Annotated in this window: 20 protein-coding genes; 7 read left to right on the top strand and 13 right to left on the bottom strand. The window is 70.1% G+C overall.

The annotated features are described in order from the left end of the window. Positions 1 to 6 precede the first annotated feature (6 nt). Positions 7 to 906 (bottom strand): LysR family transcriptional regulator, encoded by a 900-nt coding sequence (locus KL771_RS03980; protein WP_261967265.1) that lies wholly within the window; start codon positions 904 to 906, stop codon positions 7 to 9. Positions 907 to 1,033: 127 nt separating this feature from the next. Between KL771_RS03980 and KL771_RS03975 the strand changes: the two genes are divergently transcribed. Continuing rightward, positions 1,034 to 1,585, top strand: a complete 552-nt coding sequence (locus KL771_RS03975) for a carboxymuconolactone decarboxylase family protein (protein WP_261967264.1) — start codon at positions 1,034 to 1,036, stop codon at positions 1,583 to 1,585. Between the two features lie 68 nt (positions 1,586 to 1,653). Next, complete coding sequence (locus tag KL771_RS03970; RefSeq protein ID WP_261967263.1) at positions 1,654 to 2,274, top strand: pyridoxamine 5'-phosphate oxidase family protein; 621 nt, start codon at positions 1,654 to 1,656, stop codon at positions 2,272 to 2,274. A gap of 34 nt (positions 2,275 to 2,308) precedes the next feature. Here the strand turns inward: KL771_RS03970 and KL771_RS03965 are convergent, their stop codons facing one another. Then, the gene (locus tag KL771_RS03965; RefSeq protein WP_261967262.1) at positions 2,309 to 3,238 is read right to left on the bottom strand and encodes a calcium/sodium antiporter; all 930 of its coding nucleotides are present in this window, start codon (positions 3,236 to 3,238) and stop codon (positions 2,309 to 2,311) included. A 218-nt stretch (positions 3,239 to 3,456) separates the two neighbouring features. Next, complete coding sequence (locus tag KL771_RS03960; protein WP_261967261.1) at positions 3,457 to 3,948, bottom strand: SH3 domain-containing protein; 492 nt, start codon at positions 3,946 to 3,948, stop codon at positions 3,457 to 3,459. A gap of 257 nt (positions 3,949 to 4,205) precedes the next feature. On the opposite strand from KL771_RS03960, the gene KL771_RS03955 reads away from it, so the two are divergent. From KL771_RS03955 to KL771_RS03935, 5 genes are read left to right on the top strand one after another with little or no spacing between them, the layout of a single operon-like run. Continuing rightward, complete coding sequence (locus tag KL771_RS03955) at positions 4,206 to 5,453, top strand: FAD-dependent oxidoreductase (protein WP_261967260.1); 1,248 nt, start codon at positions 4,206 to 4,208, stop codon at positions 5,451 to 5,453. Positions 5,454 to 5,468: 15 nt separating this feature from the next. Further along, entirely contained in the window at positions 5,469 to 5,732 is a 264-nt protein-coding gene (locus tag KL771_RS03950) for a sarcosine oxidase subunit delta (RefSeq protein WP_261967259.1), read from the top strand. Further along, positions 5,729 to 8,659 (top strand): 2Fe-2S iron-sulfur cluster-binding protein, encoded by a 2,931-nt coding sequence (locus KL771_RS03945; protein ID WP_261967258.1) that lies wholly within the window; start codon positions 5,729 to 5,731, stop codon positions 8,657 to 8,659. The genes KL771_RS03950 and KL771_RS03945 overlap by 4 nt, the downstream gene beginning before the upstream one ends. Further along, on the top strand, positions 8,656 to 9,240 hold the full coding sequence (locus KL771_RS03940; protein WP_261967257.1) for a hypothetical protein: 585 nt from the start codon (positions 8,656 to 8,658) through the stop codon (positions 9,238 to 9,240). The genes KL771_RS03945 and KL771_RS03940 overlap by 4 nt, the downstream gene beginning before the upstream one ends. 29 nt (positions 9,241 to 9,269) lie before the next feature. Next, positions 9,270 to 10,253, top strand: a complete 984-nt coding sequence (locus tag KL771_RS03935; RefSeq protein ID WP_261967256.1) for an amidohydrolase family protein — start codon at positions 9,270 to 9,272, stop codon at positions 10,251 to 10,253. 454 nt (positions 10,254 to 10,707) lie between these two features. On the opposite strand, the gene KL771_RS03930 is transcribed toward KL771_RS03935, so the two are convergent. The 10 genes from KL771_RS03930 to KL771_RS03885 all read right to left on the bottom strand — a co-directional run bounded on the left by KL771_RS03930 (position 10,708) and on the right by KL771_RS03885 (position 22,232). Beyond that, a complete protein-coding gene (locus tag KL771_RS03930; protein WP_261967255.1) occupies positions 10,708 to 11,052 on the bottom strand; it encodes a hypothetical protein in 345 nt (114 codons plus the stop codon). 186 nt (positions 11,053 to 11,238) lie between these two features. Next, positions 11,239 to 13,026, bottom strand: coding sequence for an acyl-CoA dehydrogenase C-terminal domain-containing protein (locus tag KL771_RS03925; protein ID WP_261967254.1), 1,788 nt, complete (start codon positions 13,024 to 13,026; stop codon positions 11,239 to 11,241). Between the two features lie 15 nt (positions 13,027 to 13,041). Further along, positions 13,042 to 15,366, bottom strand: a complete 2,325-nt coding sequence (locus tag KL771_RS03920; RefSeq protein WP_261967253.1) for a 3-hydroxyacyl-CoA dehydrogenase/enoyl-CoA hydratase family protein — start codon at positions 15,364 to 15,366, stop codon at positions 13,042 to 13,044. After that, entirely contained in the window at positions 15,366 to 16,502 is a 1,137-nt protein-coding gene (locus tag KL771_RS03915; protein WP_261967252.1) for a thiolase family protein, read from the bottom strand. The genes KL771_RS03920 and KL771_RS03915 overlap by 1 nt, the downstream gene beginning before the upstream one ends. Beyond that, positions 16,499 to 18,244, bottom strand: a complete 1,746-nt coding sequence (locus tag KL771_RS03910; RefSeq protein WP_261967251.1) for a long-chain-fatty-acid--CoA ligase — start codon at positions 18,242 to 18,244, stop codon at positions 16,499 to 16,501. Before KL771_RS03910 ends, KL771_RS03915 begins: the two co-directional genes overlap by 4 nt. 166 nt (positions 18,245 to 18,410) lie before the next feature. Next, positions 18,411 to 19,196 (bottom strand): ABC transporter ATP-binding protein, encoded by a 786-nt coding sequence (locus tag KL771_RS03905; RefSeq protein WP_140939844.1) that lies wholly within the window; start codon positions 19,194 to 19,196, stop codon positions 18,411 to 18,413. After that, positions 19,193 to 19,966 carry an ABC transporter permease gene (locus tag KL771_RS03900; protein WP_261967250.1) on the bottom strand — a complete coding sequence of 258 codons (774 nt, stop codon included), beginning with the start codon at positions 19,964 to 19,966 and terminating at the stop codon, positions 19,193 to 19,195. Before KL771_RS03900 ends, KL771_RS03905 begins: the two co-directional genes overlap by 4 nt. A gap of 93 nt (positions 19,967 to 20,059) precedes the next feature. Next, a complete protein-coding gene (locus tag KL771_RS03895) occupies positions 20,060 to 20,566 on the bottom strand; it encodes a mismatch-specific DNA-glycosylase (protein WP_261967249.1) in 507 nt (168 codons plus the stop codon). Between the two features lie 19 nt (positions 20,567 to 20,585). Further along, entirely contained in the window at positions 20,586 to 21,545 is a 960-nt protein-coding gene (locus KL771_RS03890; RefSeq protein ID WP_261967248.1) for an ABC transporter substrate-binding protein, read from the bottom strand. Between the two features lie 168 nt (positions 21,546 to 21,713). Further along, positions 21,714 to 22,232 (bottom strand): OsmC family protein, encoded by a 519-nt coding sequence (locus tag KL771_RS03885; protein WP_261967247.1) that lies wholly within the window; start codon positions 22,230 to 22,232, stop codon positions 21,714 to 21,716. Between the last annotated feature and the right edge of the window lie 13 nt (positions 22,233 to 22,245).

Raw genomic sequence — 22,245 nt, 5'->3', positions numbered from 1 at the left:
ACATCGTCAGGCGTAGACCGGCAGGGCACGCAGGCGCGGCACGGCGAAATCGACGAAAGCGCGCACCTTGGCGGCGACGAGCCGCGCCTCGGGATAGATCAGGTGGACAGGCAGGGGCGGCGGCTCGAAACTCTCCAGGAGCAAAGTCAGCCGGCCGTCGCGAAGGGCGTCGGCGATCTGATAGGAGAGCACGGCGGTCACCCCTCGGCCGTCGATGGCCGACTCGATGGCGGCCTCCGCGCCGTTCACCGTCAGCCGGGGCTGAACCGGGACCGTGATCGCGCCGGCCGGCGTCGCGAAGCTCCATCCCCGGGCGTCGTGGATCTGCCCGAAATGGATCACCGGGAGCGCGGCGAGATCCTCGGGATGACGGATCGGCGGATGCGCGGCCAGAAAGGCCGGGCTGGCGCAGAGCACGCGGCGGATATGTCCGATCCGCGTCGTGATCAGGCTCGAATCCGGCAGATGCCCGATCCGGATCGCGGCATCGACGCCTTCGTCGATCAGATTGACGACCCGGTCGAGCAGCATCAGCCGGCCCTGCACGGTCGGATGCAGGTCCAGGAAGGCATCCAGGACCGGCCGCACGTGGCGGCGCCCGAACACCAGAGGACCCGTCACGGTCAGCACGCCGCGCGGAACCGCCCGCTCGCCGGCGGCCAGAGCCGTGGCTTCGTCGAAATCCGCCAGGATCCGCCGGCAGCTGTCGAGGAAGCGTTCGCCGGCTTCGGTCGGGCCTGAACTGCGCGTGGTCCGCCGGATGAGACGGGCGCCGACCTCCTCCTCCAGAAAGGCGATGGCCCGCGTCACCGCGGCCGGAGATCGGCCGAGACGGCGCGCCGCGGCGGCCAATCCGCCGTCGTCGACCGTTCGCACAAAGGCCCGCATGGCATCGATCCGGTCCATCGGAACTCCATTATTGCAGAATTCGGTGCGTCATCTTCCATATTATGCCCATTCTACGCAATACCGGTCCGAACTATCTCTGGGCCACGGGCGTCCCGCCGGACCCCGATATCCCTGGAGACCTGCCATGAATGCCGTTGTCCCCCTCGATCCCCAGTCCGCCGACGGCAAGGTCGCCGATCTGCTGGGCGCCGTTGCCAAGAGCCTCGGTGCTGTGCCGAACCTGTTCCGCGTCGCCGCGCAGTCGCCGGCCGCGCTCGAGGGTCTGCTCGCGCTGTCGACGGCCCTGCGCACCGGCCGGCTGTCCGGCCGCACCCGCGAGGCGCTCGCCCTGACGGTCGCGGAACTGAACGGCTGCGACTACTGCCTGTCCGCGCATGCGCTGCTCGGCAAGGGAGCCGGCTTGACCGATACCGACATCGACGCGGCCCGTCACGGCCGGTCCTCCGATGCCGAACGGCAGGCCGCGCTCGACCTCGCTGCCGCGGTGGTGCGGACGCGTGGCCGCGTCGCCGAAGCCGACCTGTCGCGTGCCCGTCAGGCCGGGCTGGATGACGGCCGCATCGTCGAGATCGTCGCTCAGGTCGCGCTCAACACCTTCACCAACTACCTGAACCTGGTCGCCCGCACCGAGATCGACTTCCCGGTCGTGAAGACGCTGCCCCGGCAGGCGGCCTGATCCCCCGATCCGCCGCCGCATCCGGCAAGGCCGCTCCGGCGGCGGATCGCAACAGCGGAGGATGCTCCATGATCCCGTCAACCTGCGATGTGGCCTTCACCCCGTCGGTCAAGGCCGAACAGGCGCGCCGCGGCTCGCGCCGGCACTATGCGGACTACGAGGCGCGCGGCGGCTTCGAGGCCGATCTGTCGAGCTTTCCGTGCGCCTTCCTGGAGCGGATCGACACCGCCTTCCTCGGCACCGTCAACGCCGACGGCCAGCCCTATATTCAGCATCGCGGCGGGCCGCGCGGCTTCATCCGCATCCTCGACGATGCGACCTTGGCCTTCGCCGAACGGCGCGGGAACCGGCAATATATCTCGACCGGCAATCTCGCCGACAATCCGAAGGCCTTCCTGTTCCTGATCGACTACGAGACGCGTTCGCGCATCAAGGTCTGGGGGCGGGCGCGCTTCACCGACGACATCGCCGCGCATGCGCAGGCGCTCGGCATCGATCCGGACGATTTGGATATCGAACGGGTCCTGATCTTCGAGGTCGTCGCCTGGGAGGCGAATTGCCCGAAGTATATTCCCCGCAAGCTGGACGCCGGGGCGGTGATGACCGCCGTCGAGGCGCTGCGGGCGCGGATCGGCACGCTGGAGGCGGAGAACCGGCACCTGGCCAGCCTGCTGGCGCTGCAATCGTGATCCGGGCGCGCGCTTACCGGGCGCCCGGCGACGGTCAGTGGGCGGGCGCCTGGAGGGTCGCCAGGACATAGGCGAGATAGACGGCCACCAGCAGGCCGCCCCGCCAGCGGTCGAGCATGTTGGAGCGGGGCGGAAAGACGAGCGCCAGCGAGACCATGCCGAGCCCGAGCGGGATCGCGGCCGATGCCGGCGATACGGTGATCGGGGCGATGCCGGCCGCCACACCGACGACGAACAGCCCGTTGAAGATGTTGCTGCCGAGGATCGTGCCGAGGCCGACCTCGTCATGCCCGCGCAGGCGGGAGATGATCGCCGTGGCCAGTTCGGGGACGGAGGTGCCGATGGCCACGATGGTGGCCCCGATGACGAACTCGCTGAGACCGAAGGTCGCCGCGATGCCTGTCGCCCCGTAGACGATCAACCGGCCGGCCAGGATCAGAAGGCCGAGACCGACGGCGCTTTCGACGACCGCGCGTCCAAGCTTGGTTTCGCCAAGGACCTGCGGGGCGGCGGATCGTGCCTTGCGCACTTCGAACAGGACGGCGACCAGCCAGGCGAAGAAGGCGAGCAGCAGGAAGGCGGCGTCGAGGCGCGAGAGCGTGCCGTCATAAAGCAGGGCGCCGATCAGCACCGACACGGTCAGCGCCGCCGGAAAATCCCGCTTGAGGACCGATCGGTCGACCCGCAGGGGTGCGATCAGAATGGCGAGCGCGAGGATCAGGGCGACGTTCACGACATTGCTGCCGAGGGCGTCGCCCAGTGAGATCTCCGGCGTCCCGTCCAGGGCTGAGGCGATGGCGACCGTCAGTTCCGGGCTCGATGTGGCAAAGGCCGCGATGGTCGCCGCCACGATGCCCGGCGGGATGCGCGCCGCGATCGAGAGCCCGACCGTGCCGCGCACGAACAGTTCGCCTCCCAGGCCGGCGCAGATCAATCCCGCCAGCAGAGCACCGTAAGTGAGCATCGTTCCTCCTGATCTGTCCTTCGGCGCCGGACCCGTCCGGCTGGAAAAGGAAAGCGCGCCTGCGGCCGCCGATCACGCGATGACCCGCCCGGATTGGCGCATCGCGTGCCGATCGGGCCGGCGGCGGACCTCTCCCGGTCGAACCGGCCTTGGGGCGGATGCGGGATGCGTGGCCCGGCCGGCCGGCGGCACGTCCGTGTTCCGGGCGGTCTGCGCGCTCAACTGTCGGCCTTTGCTTCGGCGGTCGGGTCCGCGTCCTCGGACCCGTCGCGGGTCGGGCCGAGATAGCGGCCGAAGATCCAGCCCTGGCGTGTGCCGCCCGCCTCCTGCACGAAGGCCCAGGTGCCGCGCCGGCGAAGCACCATCACCTCCGCCCCGCGATCGAAGCGCAGCAGGACCTGGCCCCGGAGGCTCGGCGCGGTCCGCAGCGCGACCCGGTCGGCGGTCACGGAGTGTGCGCCTTGACGGCCGCCGCCGTCGTTCTCGGCTGCGGCGGGGCGGCGCTCGGCCGTTGCGACGGCGACCGGTCGGTGCGCCATGCGCCAGGGACCCGGCACATAGTCCGGATCCACCTCGACGGTGCTCCAGTCGAAGCCGGACAGTTCGGTTTCCGCGGCGCGCGGGGGCGGCGGGTCGGCCGTCTGCAGGGCGGATGCCAATCCGGCGACCAGTCCGATCGCGCAAAGCGCGCGCAACCATCCCCAATCCATGCCGCCCGCCTCCTCGCAATGCCGGCCCGGACGCCTGAGCCGACCGGCCGTCGATCATCCGTTCCGCCCATCCAGGCGGACGCCGATTCTGTGGTCGCCATGGTGGCATGGTGCCCGTCAGGAATCAGTCATGAACTTGCCGACGGCCGGCCGCGAGGCGCATCGCGGTTTCCAGGAACGCCCCTGAGCGAAAGTCGGCCGGAAAGCGAAAATACGGGATTTCCCTGGCGGGAGACTGGCGCTAGCATGCCGGCACGATGCAGCGATACTCAATATATTCACTGGTACGCAACGCGCTGACCCACCATGAGGAGTGGCAGCGCGCGTGGCGCAGCCCGCCGCTGAAGCCGTGCTACCAGATCGTCATCGTCGGCGCCGGCGGTCACGGTCTGTCGACCGCCTACCATCTCGCCAAGGAACATGGGCTGACCGATGTCGCCGTGCTCGAAAAGGGCTGGCTCGGCGGCGGCAACACGGCGCGCAATACCCACACGATCCGCTCGAACTACATCCGCGACGTCAGCATCCGCTTCCACGATGTCTCGGTGAAGCTCTACGAGCAGATGTCGCGCGAACTGAACTTCAACATCCTGTTCAGCCAGCGCAGCATGATCGACCTGATCCAGAGCTTCGGCAAGCTGCGCGACCTGCGCCGGCGCTCGCTCGCCATGGCACTGCACGGGCCGCGATATCAGCTGATCTCGGTCGACGAGCTGCAGCGGCGCATTCCCGCCATGGGCTCGCTCGACCGCGTCCGCCTGCCGCCGCTCGCCGGCATGGTGCATCCGGAAGCCGCCATGGCGCGGCATGATGCGGTCGCGTGGTCCTATGCGCGCGCCGCCGATGCGCGCGGCGTCGAGATCCACCAGCATACCGAGGTGACCGGCTTCACCCGCGGCCCCGACGGCGCCGTCACCGGGGTCGAGACCAACCGCGGCACGGTCCGCGCCGACATCGTTGCGCTCGCCACCGCCGGCAGCACCAGCGACGTGGCCCGGCGTGCAGGCCTGTCGCTGCCGCTGGTCACCCGCAACCTCCAGGCCTTCGTGTCCGAGCCGGTCAAGCCGCTGATCGACGTGATCGTCAACTGCCCGGATGTCGGCCTCTATCTGATGCAGTCCGACAAGGGCGAGATCGTCATCGGCGGCGGCACGGATCCCTATCCGTCCTATCGGCAGGGCAGCCACTTCGCCACCTTCGAGGACACGGTGGCCTCGCTGGTCGAGCTGTTCCCGCGCTTCAAGGCCTTGAAGATGCTGCGCCAATGGGGCGGGGCGATCGAGTTCGCCTATGACGCCAGCCCGATCATCTCGAAGACCGACCTGCCCGGGCTCCTGGTCAGCACCGGCTGGTATGGCGGCTTCAAGTCGATCCCGGTCGGCGGCCTGACCTTCGCGCATCTGATCGCCACCGGCACCCCCCATCCGCTGGCCGAAGCCTTCGGGCTCGACCGCTTCACCGGCCTGAAGTTCCTGCTCGAGGCGGGAACCGTGGCGCAACGCTGATCCGGAGGCCGGCCGATGCTGCTCATCCCCTGTCCCTGGTGCGGCCCGCGGCCGGAGGGCGAATTCGTCAATCTCGGCGAGGCCGTGCCGCCGCGCCCCGCCGACCCTGCAGCGCTCGCCGACGGCGAGTGGGTCGACACGCTGGTCATGCGCGCCAATCTGCGCGGGCCGCATGCCGAGCGCTGGTGGCACCAGCGCAGCTGCGGGCGCATCTTCGCCATCGAGCGTGACACGCTGACCCACGCCCTCCACCCGCTCGATCCGGAGGCCCGCCCGTGACGGCGACGCGCCTTCCCGCCGGCGGGCTGATCGACCGTTCGCGTCCGATCGCCTTCCGCTTCGACGGCATGGCCCTGTCCGGCTATGCGGGCGATACGCTCGCCGCCGCGCTGCTTGCCAGCGATGTCGCCGTGGTCGGCCGGAGCTTCAAGCTGCACCGGCCGCGCGGCGTCTTCGGCGCCGGCATCGACGATCCCAACACCACCGTCAGCCGACTCGCCCCGCGCCCCGCCACCAACCTGCGCGCCACCACCACGCCGATCGAGGAAGGCGCCGCGTATCGCAGCGTCGGCACCTGGCCGAATGCGCGCCGCGATCTCGGCGCGGTCGCGGGTGCCTTCGGCCGCCTGCTGCCGGCCGGCTTCTACTACAAGACCTTCATGGCGCCGAACTGGCACCTGTTCGAGCCCTTCATCCGCGCCGCAGCCGGGCTCGGCCGCGTGCCGGAAGACGCCTGGGAGCCGGTCTCGGAAAGCCGCTTCGGGGATTGCGACCTGCTCGTGGTCGGCGCCGGCCCGGCCGGCCTCGCCGCGGCGCTGGCCGGTGCGCGCGCCGGGCTCCGCACCATCCTGGCCGACGACGGCGAGTGGCCCGGCGGCAGGCTCCTGGACGAAGGCCCGGCGGCGCGCGCCTGGATCGACGCGACGGTCGCGGAACTCGACAGCCTCCACACTCTGCGCCGGATGCCGCGATCGACCGTCTGGGGCCATCACGAGCAGGGCTTCGTCTCGCTCCTGGAGCGCGCGCCGGCCGACGCGCCGGATCTCGACTTCCGCCACTGGAAGCTGCGCGCCGGCGCGATCGTGGTCGCCGCCGGCGCCTTCGAGCGGTCGATCGCCTTCGCCGACAACGATCGCCCCGGCGTGATGCTGGCCTCGGCCGCAGCGCACTATCTCGGCCGATACGCGGTGCGGCCGGGCGCCGACGTCCTGGTCTTCGCCAACAACGATGCCGGCTACGGCCCGGCCTTCGCCCTGGCCGCGGCCGGTGCGAAGGTCCGCATCGCGGACGCACGCGACACGATCGACGCGACGCTCGCCCGCTCGGCGGCTTCGGCGGGGATCGATCTCAGAGCCGGCAGCGCGGTCGAACGCGCGCTCGGACGATCCCGCGTCGCCGGCGCCATCCTGAAGGGACCGGGCGGCCGGATCGAGCAGGTCGCCTGCGATCTGATCGCGGTTGCCGGTGGCTGGAATCCGGCCTTCCATCTTGCCTCGCACTCCCGGCGCGTGCGCTCGGTCTGGAACGAGGCGCTGGCGACCTTCACGGCCGGGGACTGCCCCTCCGACATCGTCGTCGTCGGCGCCGCGCGCGGCAGCTTCGCGACGGAAGATTGCGTGCGCGAGGGCTGGCAGGCCGCGGCCGCCATCGCCGCCGGTCTCGGCCGCACGGCCGGCCCCGTCGCCCCGCCGGAGGGCATGGAGGCGCCGGTGGCGCGTGCGGTCGCACCGCTGTTCTTGGTGCCGCCGGCGAAGCCCGGCGCCAAGCTGTTCGTCGATCTCGCCAACGACGTGACCACGGCCGATCTCGGCCTCGCTCTGCGCGAGGGCTACCGGTCGATCGAACTGGTCAAGCGCTACACCACCGCCGGCATGGGCATCGACCAGGGCAAGACCGGCAATGTCTCGGTCATCGCCGTGGTCGGCGCCCTGACCGGGGCGGCGCCCGGCGATGTCGGCACCACCACCTTCCGCCCGCCCTATGCGCCGGTCGAGTTCGGCGCCATCGCGGGCGCACGCGCCGAGGCGCGGCTCTATCCCTGGCGCAACACGCCGCTCGCCGACTGGCATCTCGCCGCCGGCGCGGTCATGTACGAGGCCGGCCTGCGCTGGCAGCGGCCGGGCTACTATCCGCGCGCCGGGGAGGACTACCGCGCTGCCGCCGCGCGCGAGGCCCGCGTGGTGCGCGAGGCGGTCGGCGTCTATGACGGCACCCCGCTCGGCCGCTTCCGCCTCAAGGGCCCGGACGTGCCGGCCCTGCTCGATCTCGTCTATGTCAACGACTTCGCCAGCCTCGCGCCCGGCCGCGGCCGCTACGGCATCATGCTGACCGACGACGGGCTGATCCTCGACGACGGCGTCACGTTCCGGCTCGACGAAACCCACTGGCTGCTGCATTCCTCGACCGGCGCGGCCGACCGGGTGCATCTGCATCTCGAACAGATCCTGCAGGTTCACCGGCCGGACTGGCGCGTGTCGCTGATCCCGGTCCCCTCGCAATGGGCCAATGCCACGCTGTGCGGGCCGCGCGCCCGCGACGTGCTGGCCGCCCTGCAGCCGGATTTCGACATCGCCCCCGCCGCGCTGCCCTTCATGGCGACCGTCGAGGGCCGCGTCGGCGGGCTGCCGGTGCGCGTCTGCCGGGTCAGTTGGACCGGCGAACTGAGTTTCGAGCTGAACACCCCGGCCCGCCACGCCGTCGAACTCTGGCAGCGGATCATGGCCGCGGGGGCGCCTTTCGGCATCACGCCGGTCGGCTCGGAGGCGAACCACATCCTGCGCGTCGAGGCCGGCTACATCTCGACCGGCCACGAGGTCGACGGCACCGCGGACGTGATCGATCTCGGCCTCGGCGGCATGGTCTCGAAACGCAAGACGGACTTCATCGGCAAGCGCTCGATGGAGCTGCGCCGCCGGCTCGATCCGGAGCGCTTCGAACTGGTCGGGCTGCTGCCGGCCGATCCGGCCCGGCTGGTGCCGGAGGGCGCGCCGCTGACGCCCGGCGGCGCGAAGACCGACCAGGAGGGTTTCGTCTCCGCCTGCGTCGCGAGCGTCGCGCTCGGCCGCGTCGTCGGGCTCGGGCTCCTGAAGCGCGGGCGCGCGCGGCTCGGCGAGACGGTTCATGTCCGCGTCCGCGACGAGATCGTGCCGCTGACGGTTGTGCCGCCTGTGTTCCACGATGCCGACCGGGCGAGGGTCAAGTCATGAACGGCCTGCGTTATCCGGTCACGATCGAACGCCTGCCGCCGCTGGCCGTCTTCGAGGCGCGCGGGCCGGAGGCCGAACTGTCCGCGGCGGTTGCGGCGGCCGGTCTGCCCTGGCCGGCGGCGCTGCATGAATACACGCTCGGCGCGGACGGGCTCGACCTCGTCCGCCTGGGCCCGACGCGCTGTCTGGTGATCGGCCCGTCGCAGGCGCAGGCCGCCGGCGTCGCGCGCCTCGCCGCTGCCTTCGACGACCAGCCGACCGCCGACGCGGTCGATGTCTCCGACATGCTGACCGGCCTCGCGGTGACCGGGTCGGGCGCCGAGGACGTGCTGCGCCAGGGCGCGCCGCTCGATCTGGATGCGACCCGGTTTCCGGCCCGCCGGATGACCGGAACCGAGCTCTGGGGCGTGACGGTCCTTCTCGGTCGCCTGCCCCTGCCGGCCGGCGGGTTCCGCATTCTGGTCGACATCGCCTTCGCGGCCTTCATCGAGGAATGGCTGTCGGTCGCCTCCGGCGCGCCGTCGGTCCACCGACCCGGGACCATGGCGCGGCCGCCGGCCCGCCTCCGGCCCAGCCCCTGAGCCTGCCCCCGAGCGTGAAGGACCCCGGCATGCGCGCGATCGACATGCACTCCCACTATTACGGCGGCCTGGTCGACGACCTCCTGAAGCGCGACCGCCGGCCCTTCGTGTCGCGCAACGCGGCCGGCCGGCTGGTGCTCAACGCCATGACCGCCTCGACCGAGATGTCGGACGGCTATACCGACATCCCCGCGCGCCTCGCCTGGATGGACCGGAACCGTATCGCCAAGCAGCTGATGACCTTTCCGGGCGCGCTCGGCGTCGATGTCATGCCGGCGGCCGAGATCGCACCGGCGATCCTGTCCTACAACGATCACCTGGCCGGGCTCTGCGCCGGCTCCGGCGGGCGCTTCGCGGGCCTCGCCGGCCTGCCGCTCGACGACATGGCTGAGGCCGCCGCTGAGATGCGCCGCATCCGGCACGAGCTGCGCCTGCCGGGCGTGATCCTGCCGGGGAACTATTTCCTGTCGATCGAGGCCGTCCGCCGCCTCGCGCCGGTCTTCGATGCGGCCGCCGGGACCGGCGCGCTGGTCATGATCCATCCGGGCCTGATGCCCGGCGAGGCGCCGCCGGAACCCTATCCGGACACCAGCGTCTACCGCGCCTCCGTCCTGAACCTGCAGGCGAGCCTCGCCCAGATGGGCATGACGGTGCTGGCCGGCAAGCTCGCCGAGGCCTGGCCGTCGATCACCTTCCATCTGGTCAATCTCGGCGGCACGCTGCCCTTCGTGCTGGAGCGCCTGGAGGCCGTCGCGCTGTCGCGCCCGCCGCACGAACCCTTCCCGCGCGAGAGCCTGCGTGGCATGGTCTACGATTGCGCGTCGCTCGGCCCGCGCGCGCTGGAACTGGCCGTCCGCACCTTCGGCGCCGACCGCGTCATGCTCGGCACCGACTACCCGATCTTCTCGCCCGACCAGGTCGCCGACACGGTCGAGGCCGCCCATCTGACTGACGCCGAGAAGGACATGATCCTCGCCGGCACGGCGTCCCGCATCCTCGATCGCTTGCGCTGACGGCCGAAGCGCCGGCATGTCGATCATCGCCCGCGGTTCGGATGGCCGCGGTCACCCCCGCCAGGCCCCGGCATCGGCCGGATCGAACCGTTCGATCGGGTCGGCCGTCCGGCATCGGCCGGGACGGGCCTCCCGCGGGACCTCGAGCGTGGCGATTGGGGGATTTTCGAAACGAACCGGAAACGAAACCTCTGCTTTCGAAAAAAGTTGAACCGGTTGTCAGATTCTCCTTGCATTGCTGCGGCGCACCATTACATTAGCGCTTGTCAGGGCCTTGCCCTGGCAGCCCTCCTTGGGCGTTTCCTCCCTAGACTTGGGCCGCTGACCTCCGTCAGCGGCCTTTTTTCTTGTGCAGTGCACGGTTTCGAATTTGGCGCTGCACCCGGCCCTGCGCGAAGGTCAACGTCGTCTGGAGCCCATGGCAGCCGCCGGGTCGACGATCCTGCCGGCGCGGTCACCGATTTGCGGTTCGCAGCGTCGGCGTCTTGATCAGCACGGTCGTCCGGTTTTCGGGATCGTGGCGGGCGATGGTCACCGACGGGGCCTTGGGGGCCGCGATGCGCTTCAGGCATTCGGCCGGGATATAGGGCCAGGTCGAGCGGCCGCAGCGGTCGTCGAGGCGGGCCTGCTTGATGCCGCGGGTCGGCGCTTCGATCGGCATCGGCTCGGCAGCCGGGGCGGGGCTCGCGGCCGGGGTTGCCGGTACCGGGTCGGCCGCCGTGCGGGTGATGGCCATGCCGACGGCGGCACCGGCGAGAAGCGAGACGAGGGCAATGGCGGCAAAGCGGGCGGCGGACATCGGCGAGGCTCCTGGACTCCGTCGCGAGGCGGTCCGGCTCAGGACCTTCGGGAGCGTGGCTCTTGCCCCCGTCGCGACGTGACCCTTATGCCCAACCGGCATTTCCGGCTGACCACGCGGCACGCGAATCGTGTTTCGTTTCGTTTTCGCCGCGCGCGCGGCACGAAACACAAAGGACGCCGCGTTTCAGAACGCGGCGTCCTCGAAATCCATCATGGTGCGGGCCCCGGCCATGATCTGCGCCGACAGGGCGCCGGTGCGCGGCAGGATGCGCTCCATGAAGAAGCGCGCGGTCGCCACCTTGGCGCGATAGTAGCCGTCCGGATCGGTCTCGCCCAGATGCGGCAGGCTGACCTCGGCGGTTCGCGCCCACAGATAGGCGAGGGCGGTCAGGCCGAACAGGTGCAGATATTCGCTCGCCGCGGCGCCGGCCTCCTCCGGCCGGGACAGGCCGCGCCGGGCGATGGTGGCGGTCGCCTGCTGCAGCCGGCCGAAGGCCTTGGCGAGCGGGCCGACGAAGGCGGCGAGCTCCGGATCGGCAGCGTGGGCGTCGATATAGTCGGCGACCGGGTGGAAAAAGCGGCGCAGATAGCGGCCGGCATGGGCCGGCATCTTGCGGCCGACCAGATCCAGCGCCTGGATGCCGTTGGTGCCCTCGTAGATCTGCGCGATCCGGGCATCGCGGACATGCTGCTCCTGGCCGTGCTCGCGGATATAGCCGTGACCGCCGAAGACCTGGACGCCGAGATTGGTCGTCTCGAAACCGAGATCGGTGAGCAAGGCCTTGACGACCGGTGTGACCAACTGGACGAAATCGTCCGCCGCCCGGCGTTCCGACGGGTCGGGGTGGTGCCTGGCATCGTCGAGTGCGCGCGCGGCCCACAGCGCCAGCGCGCGGCAGCCCTCGACATGGGCGCGCGCCGTCAGGAGCATGCGCCGCACGTCGGGATGCACCAGGATCGGGTCGGCCGGCCGCTCGGGCGCCTTGGCGCCGGCGAGCGAACGGCCCTGCAGACGGTCGCGCGCATAGGCGACGGCATTCTGGTAGGAGACCTCGCCGAGCCCGAGCCCCTGCACGCCGACCGCCAGCCGTTCGGCATTCATCATGGCGAACATGGCGCGCATGCCCTTGTGCGGCTCGCCGACCAGCCAGCCGGTGGCGCCGTCGAAATTCATCAGGCAGGTCGACGAGGCGCGGATGCCCATCTTGTGCTCGATCGACCCGCAGGCGACCGCGTTGCGCAGGCCCGGACGCCCGTCCTCGGCCGGCAGGTATTTCGGCACCACGAACAGGCTGATCCCGGCCGTGCCCTTCGGCGCACCGGGCAGGCGCGCCAGCACCAGGTGGACGATATTCTCGGTCAGGTCGTGCTCGCCGGCCGAGATGAAGATCTTGGTGCCGAAGAGCGCATGGGAGCCGTCCTCGCGCGGTTCCGCGGAGGTCCGGATCAGGCCGAGATCGGTGCCGCAATGCGGCTCGGTCAGGCACATGGTGCCCGACCAGGTGCCGTCGACCAGCTTCGGCAGGTAGCGCGCCTTGATCTCTTCGGAGGCATATCCGTGCAGGGCCACATAGGCGCCGTGGCTCAGGCCCGGATAGGTGCCGAAGGAGAGATTGGCCGAGCACATCATCTCCTGGAACAGGGTCGCGACGGTCGCCGGCGCGCCCTGGCCGCCATAGGCCGGATCGCAGGCGAGCGAGGTCCAGCCGCCGTCGCGGAAGAGGCGATAGGCCTCGGCGAAGCCGTCGGGGGTGGCGACCGTGCCGTTCTCGAACCGGCAGCCCTCTTCGTCGCCGGACCGGTTGAGCGGGAACAGCACCGTCTCGCAGAGCCGCGCCGCCTCGTCCAGTATGGCGTCGGTCAAGGTGCGGTCGAAGGTCTCCAGGCCGGGCAGCGCGGCGAGGCCGTCGCCGTCCATCAGTTCGTAGAGCACGAAGCGCATGTCGCGCAGCGGCGCCTTGTAGATCGGCATCGCGGGTCCCTTCCGTCAGTTCCGGAGCGGCTTGCCGGTCTCCAGCATGTGTTCGACGCGGGCCAGCGTGCCCGGCGTCCTGAGCAGGCGCATGAAGACGCGGCGCTCCAGGGCGAGCACGTCGTCCTCGCCGAGCGGCTGCAGGAGGTCGGTCTCGCCGCCGGACAGCACCTCCGCGAGCCCTCCGGCGACCACGATGTCATGCGGCGTCGCCTTGCCGAGCCGGGCGAACTGGGCGACCGCCATCTCCATCGCCGTGCGGCCGGTGGGGCCGGGCAGGATGTAGTCCGGCGGCACCGGCGTGGCGAAATCCTCGGCGAGCCGCAGCGCCATCGCCTTGGCGTCGGCGAGCAGGCGGTAGCGGTTCATGGTGATGCCGTCGCGCGGCCTGAGATAAAGCAGGTCGCCGGCGTCGGCCGCGGACTTCGAGACGGTCGCGGTGGAGACGATCTCGAACACCTTCATCGGCCCGGGCATCGGCCCGCGCGGCTGCTTCGGCGTCGCCTGCCAGCGGGCCAGCATCTCCTTGCAGCCGCCCCAGCCCGGCACCACGCCCACGCCGGCCTCGACGAGGCCCATATAGGTCTCGGCATGGGCCTGGACGGCGTGGCAATGCAGTAGGATCTCGCAGCCGCCGCCGAGCGCCATGCCGGAGGGCGCGCCGACGACCGGGAAGGGCGCATATTTCAACGCCTTGAAGGCCTCCTGTCCGGCCGCGACCAGCTTTTCGATCTCGCCCCAGGCCGCGATGTTGGCGGCGAACAGGGCGAGGCCGAGATTGGCGCCGACCGAGAAGTTGCTGCCCTCGTTGTAGATGACCAGGGCGCGGAACCGCTCGGCTACCACCGGCACGGCCTGGACGATCAGGTCCATCACGTCCGGATCGAGCGTGTTCATCTTGGCGGTGAATTCCAGGCAGGCGACGCCGTCGCCGACATCCCAGAGCGCGGCCGAGCCGTTCTTCAGGACCGGTTCGCCGGCGCGCTTCACGTCGGCCAGCATGATCACGCCGGCGGGGCGGGCCAGGTCGCGATACTGCCCGTCGAGCCCGAGCACCTGGCGGATGCCGCCCTCGACCCGGTAGAAGCTGCGGCCGGCGGCGATCCTCAGGATCGGGGCGACCGGCAGCCCGTCCTCCGCGATCAGGGCCGCGAAGCGGTCGACGCCGATGCGGTCGATCAGCTCGAACGGGCCTTCCTTCCAGTTGTAGCCGAGCCGCATGGCCTCGTCGATCGCGTCGACCTCGTCGGAGGCGTCGCCGACGAGAAGCGCCGCATAGGCGAGCGTCGAAGCCATCACGGCGCGGGCGTAACGGCCGTGCTGGCCGGGATGGCGCATCAGCGCTTCCATCGAGCGGCCGGCTTCCTCGATCGCCGGCACGCGCGCGGGCCGTTCGGGTCGGTAATCGCCGGTGGCGAGGTCGACCGCCTCCTTGACCTTGCCGCGCTCGCGGTTGAGCCGGTAGAAGCCGCCCTTGCCCTTGCGGCCGGTATAGCCGGCGCGGATCATCGCCTCGACAGTGGCGACCGGGCGGTTGACCCTATGGAACAGGTCGTCGGGGGCGAGCGCGCCGGCCATCGAGCCGATGACATGCGGCATCAGGTCGAGGCCGACGAGATCGATCAGGGCGAAGATGCCGGTCTTCGGAATGCCGAAGGGCCGGCCGATCAGCGCGTCGGCATCCTCGACCGCAAGCCCGCGCTCGGCCGCCTCGGCGACCCCGACGGCGAGCCAGAAGATGCCGAGCCGGTTGGCGATGAAGCCCGGACGGTCCTTGCAGCGGACCACGCTCTTGCCGAGCACCAGGTCGGCGAAGGCGGTGACGGCGTCGAGCGCGTCGGGGCGGGTATCGGCCCCGCCGACCACTTCGAGCAGGCGCATGTAGCGCGGCGGGTTGAAGAAATGGGTGATGACGAAGTCGCGCCGGAAGGCGGCCGACTGGCTCTCGACCAGGCGCGCCAGCGGGATCGTCGAGGTGTTCGAGGAGACGAGGCTGGTCGGCTTGCGCAGCGCGTCGATCCGCTCGTAGAGCGCCTGCTTCACGTCGAGCCGCTCGACCACGGCCTCGATGATCAGGTCGCAATCGGCGATCAGGCCGAGATCGTCGTCGATATTGCCGGCCGTCACCAGCTTGGCCGCGGCCTTGGACATGAACGGCGCCGGCTCGGTCTTCAGCATGCGGTCGATGGCGCCGCGCGCGATGGCGCTGCGGTCATCCCCATCCTTGGCGACGATGTCGAGCAGGACCACCGGCAGACCGGCATTGGCGACATGGGCGGCGATCGACGCGCCCATGACGCCGGCGCCGATCACGGCGACACGGCGGATGTCCTCGATCATCACAGCGCCTCCAGGACCGTGGCGATGCCCTGGCCGCCGCCGACGCATTGGGTGGCGAGCGCATAGCGGCCGCCCTCGCGCTTCATGAGCGCCGCCGCCTTGCCGACGATGCGCGCACCGGTCGCCCCGAGCGGATGGCCGAGCGCGATGGCCCCGCCGTCGATATTGACCTTGTGCGTCTCCAGGCCGAGATCGGCGATGCAGGCGAGCGCCTGGCTGGCGAAGGCTTCGTTGAGCTCGACCACGTCCATGTCGCGCACCGTCAGGCCGGCGCGCTGCAGCGCCTTGCGGGTCGCCTCTACCGGCCCCATGCCCATGATCTCGGGCGCGCAACCCGACACCGCGACCGCGCGGATCGCCGCCAATGGGGTCAGCCCGTGCCGGAGGGCGAAATCCTCCGTGGTGACCAGCACGGCGGCGGCGCCGTCGGTCAGCGGCGAGGAGGTGCCGGCGGTGACCGAACCGCTCTGGTCGAAGGCCGGCTTCAGGGCGGCGAGCGTGTCCGGCGTCGTCTCCGGGCGGATACAGCCGTCCTCGGCGATCTGGCCGTCGCGCGTGTCGATCGCCGCGATCTCGTCGTCGAAGCGGCCGGCGGCCTGGGCCTGGCCGGCGCGGCGGTGCGACAGGACCGCGAAGGTCTCCTGCATGGCGCGCGGGATCTGCCAGCGGCGGGCGACATTCTCGGCCGTCTCGCCCATGCTCATGTAGAGGCCGGGCACATCGCGGGCGAGCGCCGGGTTGGGCATCGGGTTGAAGCCCATGATCGGCACGCGCGACATGCTCTCCACGCCGCCGCAGACGAAAGCCTCGCCGGCGCCGAGCGCGATCGCGCCGGCCGCGGAATGGACCGACTGCATCGACGAGCCGCAGAAGCGGTTGATGGTCGCGCCGGCGACCGAGACCGGCAGGCCGGCCATCACGGCAACGATGCGGGCGATGTTCAGCCCCTGCTCGGCCTCCGGGAAGGCGCAGCCGACCAGCACGTCCTCGACCGCGTCGGCCGGAATGCCGGTCCGCTCGATCAGCGCGCGGATCACCGCCGCCATCAGGTCGTCGGCGCGCACGGAGGCGAGCGCCCCGCGCCGGGCCGGCGTGAAGGGCGACCGCACATAGCCGGCGATCACTGCTCTCGTCATGTCCTGGTCTCCCCGCGGCCGGGCGCTGCGTCGCGACGGCCGTCTGTCTCAACCCCGCCGCCGGCGGCCAGACGGGCATCCGCCTTGGCCTGTTCCTCGGCGACCAGTTCCTTCTTGGAGAGCTTGCCGATCATGGTCTTCGGCAGGCTCGCCCGGATTTCGATCTCGCGCGGCAGTTCGATGCGCGAGAGATAGTCGGTCAGGAATTCGGCCAGTTCGGCGGGCGTCGCCGCAGCGCCGTCCTTCAGCTTGACGAAGGCCTTCGGGGCCTGGCCGCGATAGCCGTCGGGGATGCCGATCGCGATCGCCTCGGCGACGGCGGGATGCTGGTAGAGCGCCTCTTCGATGGCGCGCGGATAGACGTTGAACCCCGAACACAGGATCACGTCCTTGATGCGGTCGACGATGAAGGTGTAGCCGTCCTCGTCCATGTAGCCGATGTCGCCGGTCCTGAGCGCCCGGCCGTGGAACACGTCCTTGGTCTCGTCGGGTCGCTGCCAGTAGCCGGCCATCACCTGCGGGCCGATCACGCAGATCTCGCCCTTCTCGCCGACCGGCAGCGGCCGGCCGTCCTCCGGCGCGCGGATCTCGATCCGGGTGCCTTCCAGCGGCAGGCCGATCGAGCCGGGCTTGCCGGGCAGGTCGAGCGGGTTGACGGCGACCACCGGCGAGGCCTCGGTCAGGCCGTAACCCTCGACCAGCCGGCAGCCGGACAGGTGCTCGAATTCGCGCATCACCTCGGCGGGCAGCGGCGCGCCGCCGGAGATGCAGTAGCGCAGGCTGCCGAAATCGACATGGCCCTTGGCGGCGGCGGCGTTCAGGGCCGTGTAGATGGTCGGCACGCCGGGGAACAGCGTCGGCTTCTTCTTGCGGATCGTGGCGATGACTTGGGCGAGGTCGAAGCGCGGCAGGAGGATCATCTCGCAGCCGATCCGGACCGCCAGCAGCATGCCGACCGCCATCGCGAAGCAATGGAACAGCGGCAGCGCCATCAGCATCCGCTCCTCGCCGGGCCGGGCCCCGGGCACGACGCGGCGCAGCTGCTCGGTCTGCGCGGACAGATTGGCGTGGGTCAGCATGGCGCCCTTCGGGACGCCCGTGGTACCGCCCGTATATTGCAGCACCGCGACATCCGCACCCGGATCGATGGTCACCGGCGCGGCGCCGGGCGAGGCGATCAGCCGCTCGAACGGGACGTGGTCGGCATCCTGCGGCGGATGCGCGATCTCCTTGCGCTTGACGATCGGGAACAGCAGGCGCTGCGGAAAGGGCAAGGCGGCGGCCAGCCGGCAGACGACGATCTTTTCCAGCCCGCCCGGTCCGAGCAGGGCGGCGACCTTAGGATAGATCAGGTTCAGGTCGACCGTCACCATGATGGTGGTGCCCGAATCGACGACCTGGTGCTTCAGCTCGCGCTCGACATAGAGCGGATTGAAATTGACCACCGTGCCGCCGGCCTTGAGGACCGCGAAATAGCAGACGACCGAGTAGGGGGTGTTGGGCAGGCACAAGCCGACGCGCACGCCGCGCCGGACGCCCAGAGCCTGGAAGCCGCGCGTGGCCCGGTCGACCAGCGCGCCGATTTCCGCGAAACTCCAGCGCCGGCCGAGAAAATCCACCGCCGGCCGCGGCCCGAACCGGGCGACCGCCTCGTCAAGAGCCGCCTGCACCGGACCGGGTTCGATGCCGAGATCGTCGAACCCCCGTCCCGCGCCGGATTGCATGCCGCCTCCCTCGTTCATGGTCCCAAGTCCGCCGTCTGCCGGGCGGTTCACCTGACCATGGAACGTGAGCCCCGTCCGGGCAAGACCTTTGACCGGTTGACGTTTCGTCATCTGGGGACGGAGGCGCCCGTGATGCGGGCAGAGGGGCATGGCGGCGCCCGCGCCGGGCGCCCCGCAAGCCGTCTCAGTGCTCGGCGGCCGCCAGCACGGCCTCGACGCGGATTTCCTCGGTCAGGCGGGCCTTGAGGGCGGAGAATTCCGGGCTGGTCTTCACCGTGTAATGGCGCGGATGCGGCAGGTCGACCTTGATGTCGGCCTTGATGCGGCCGGGGCGGGCGCTCATCACGATGACGCGCGAGGCGAGGAAGATCGCCTCCTCGATGTCGTGGGTGACGAACATCACGGTTTTCTGCTCGCGCTCCCAAATGCCGAGCAGCAATTCCTGCATCAGCCCGCGGGTCTGGTTGTCGAGCGCGCCGAAGGGCTCGTCCAGGAGCAGGATCTCCGGATCGTTGGCGAGCGCGCGGGCGATGGCCGTGCGCTGCTGCATGCCGCCCGACAGTTGCTTCGGATAGTGGTGCTCGAAGCCGCGCAGGCCGACCTTCTCGACATATTCGGCGACGATTCGGGCCTGCTCGGTCTTGGCGACGCGCTTCTCCTCCAGCCCGAAGGCGATGTTCTCGGCGACCGTCAGCCACGGGAACAGCGTGTAGGACTGGAACACCATGCCGCGATCGGGGCCCGGCCGGGTGACGGCGCGGCCGTCGAGCAGCACGCGGCCCGAGGTCGGATGGTCGAGGCCCGCCACGATCCGCAGCAGGGTCGACTTGCCGCAACCCGACGGTCCGAGCACGGTGATGAAGTCGTTCGGCGCCACCGCCAGGGTCGTCGGCTGCAGGGCGGTGACCGGCTTGCCGCCGCGCACGCCGGGGAAGACGCGCCCGACGCCCTCGATGCTGAGCTTGCTCATGCGAATTTCCACGGGAAGAGGGTGCGGTTGACCGCCTTGAACAGGAAGTCGGACACCAGCCCAATCAGGCCGATCACGATGATGCCGAAGATGATCTGGCCGGTGGCGAGCAGCGACTGGCTGTCGACGATCATGTGGCCGATGCCCGAGGACGAGCCGATCAGCTCGGCCACGATCACGTAGGTCCAGGCCCAGCCGAGCACCAGCCGCAGGATCTCGGCGATCTCGGGCGCATTGGCGGGCATCATGACGCGCCGGACGATGCCGGCATCGCGGGCGCCGAGCGTATAGGCGGCCTCGACCAGGTCGCGCCGGGTCGAGCCGACCGCGACGGCGACCATCAGGACGATCTGGAACACCGAGCCGATGAAGATGACCAGGAGCTTCTGCAGCTCGCCGATGCCGGCCCACAGGATCAGGAGCGGGATGAAGGCCGAGGCCGGAAGGTAGCGGGCGAAGGAGACGAAGGGCTCGAAGAAGGCCTCGACCGGCTTGTAGGCACCCATCAGGATGCCGAGCGGCACGGCGACCAGCGCGGCCAGGATGAAGCCGCCGACGACCCGCCAGATGGTCATGCCGATATCGGTCATGAAGCCGAACTTGGCGATCAGGGTCCAGCCGTCGTTCACCATGGTCAGCGGATCGGCCAGGAAGGTCTTCGAGACGAAACCGCCGAAGGTCGCGAAGGACCAGCCGGCGACGAAGACGACGAAGAAGGCGATGCCGAGCACGATCCGGAGCCAGGGGGAGACGGGTTCGAGCGGTCTCATTCAGCACCCATGGTGGAGGCGGGAGGGGGCGGTTCGGACGAACGGCCCGGGTTCGGGAAAGCACGGCGGCCCGGCTCGGGCGGCCGTATTTGGTCAGGTGTCCGCGGCCAGAATGTCGCGCGCCAGTGCCGCCCAGGGTGCGGGCGACCAGGCCGCCCGTGCCGCTCCGGAGGTCGATGGCAGGACATGCACGACGGCGCCGGCGATCCGCCCCGTCTGCCGCCCGTAGATGAGCCGTTCGGACGGACAATCGAGTGCGGCGGCGGCCGCGCGCTTGCCGTTGAAGGCCAGCCGGGCCGGCGCGGCCTCCCCGATGGCCTCGACGAGGCCCGCCACGTCGAAGTCGCCGGCCCGGATACTGGCATCGGGGCCGGCGGTGGTCTTGCAGAGGTCGGTCAGGCCGATGCCGTACCGCCAGACCGTCTCGAACCGAAGCGGGTCGAAATCCGGCGGCACCAGGCCGAGGCCGGCCAGCATCGGCCAGAAGCGGTTGCCCGGGCCGGCATAGTAGGCGCCGGCCGCGGCCGATCGCGTGCCCGGGCGGGTGCCGCAGAACACGACCTTCAGGCCGGGCCGCAGCACATCGGCGAGCACCGCCACCGGATCGACCCTGCCCGTATCACTGGATGAAGCGGGTATCGATGATCGTCTTGATGTCCGGCTTGGACTTGATGATACCGACTTCGAGCAGCAGGTTGGCAGCTTCTTCCGAGAAGGTCAGGATGTCGCCGGAGAAGAACTTCTGGTTGGCGGCCTTGTCCTGCCAGCGCAGGTATTTGGCAGACGAGGCGAACTGGTCGCCGGTCTGCTTCACGTCCGCGCCCATGATTTCATAGGACTTGGCCGGCTCCTTCTCGATCATGGCGACCGCTTCGAAGTAGCTGTCTGCCAGCGCCTTGGCGACCTTCTGGTTGTCGTCCAGGAATTTCGGCGTGCAGCCGAAGGTGTCCATGATCATCGGATAGTCGAGCGTGGTGGCGATGATCTTGCCGGCGTCGGGCTTGCCGCGGACACTGGAGAGATAGGGCTCGTAGGTCATCGCGGCATCGTTCTGGCCGGCCAGGAAGGCCTGCGCGGCCGGGCCAGGCTCGAGATTGACGACGGTCACGTCTTTTACACTGAGGCCGTTCTTCTTGAGGAACCAGGCCAGCGTGAAATAGGGCGCGGTGCCGGGGGCGGACGCGGCGACGGTCTTGCCCTTGAGCTCCTTGATCGAGCCGATCGCATTGCGCACGACCATGCCGTCGGCGCCGTAGGACTTGTCGAGCTGGAAGATCTGCTTGGCGGCGACGCCGGCGGCGTTCCACACGATCCAGGTCTCGACCGTGGTGGCGGCGCACTGGATCGCCCCGGAGGCGAGCGCCAGATGGCGGTCCTTCTGCGGGATCTTGGTCAGCGTGACATCGAGGCCGTTCTTCTTGAAGATGCCGGCCTCCTTGGCCAGCGTCAGCGGCGCGAAGCCGGTCCAGCCGCTGAAGCCGATCGCCACCTTGGTCTCCTGGGCGGAAACGGGTGCGGCGGGACCGAGAAGGGCGGCGCCGAGAGCGGCGACGGCCGAGAAGGCGAGCGCGAATTTCATGGGGGAACCTCCCGAGAGGAATGGCTGCCCGGATATCACCACGCCGTGATGCGTCCTGTCAAATGTATAGACATAATCATCCTGCCCGGATTGCAGGCAGGATGCGCGGGACGGCAGATCTGTCCACAGGTGCGACAGCGCGAACGGACCCGCCGCCCCGGTCGCCCGTCAGCCGTTGGCGGCGTTGACGATGCCGGCGGAGAGCTCCGGCCGCTTGTTGAGGGTCTGGAACACGACGCAATAGCGCTCGGTCAGCTTCAGGAGCGTGTCGATCTTCTCCTGCGGCGCGTCGGTATCGACCTCGAAGGTGAGCCGGATCGCCTCGAAGCCGACCGGGGCGTCCTTGGCGACGCCGAGCGTGCCGCGGAAATCGAGATCGCCCTCGGCGACCACCTGCGCGGAGCGCAGCGGGATTTCGAGCGCGGTGGCGACCGCCTTCAGCGTCACGCCGGCGCAGGCGACCAGCGCCTCCAGGAGCATGTCGCCGGAGCACAGCTCCTGGCCGGAGCCGCCGGTCGCCGGATGCAGTCCGGCGATGGCCAGCGCGCGGCCGGTCTCGACCTTGCAGGCGAGATGCTGGTCGTCGACCGAGCCCCGCGCCTTCAGGGTGATGCGGGCATCGCCCGGCTCGGACTTGTAGCGGTCCTTGATCGGGGCCTGCATGGCCCTCAGTTCGTTGGCGTCCATGGTTTCCTCCTCG

The organism is Prosthecodimorpha staleyi (genome assembly GCF_018729455.1).
Lineage (GTDB): Bacteria > Pseudomonadota > Alphaproteobacteria > Rhizobiales > Ancalomicrobiaceae > Prosthecodimorpha > Prosthecodimorpha staleyi.
This window is presented reverse-complemented; position numbering and strand designations above follow the sequence as displayed.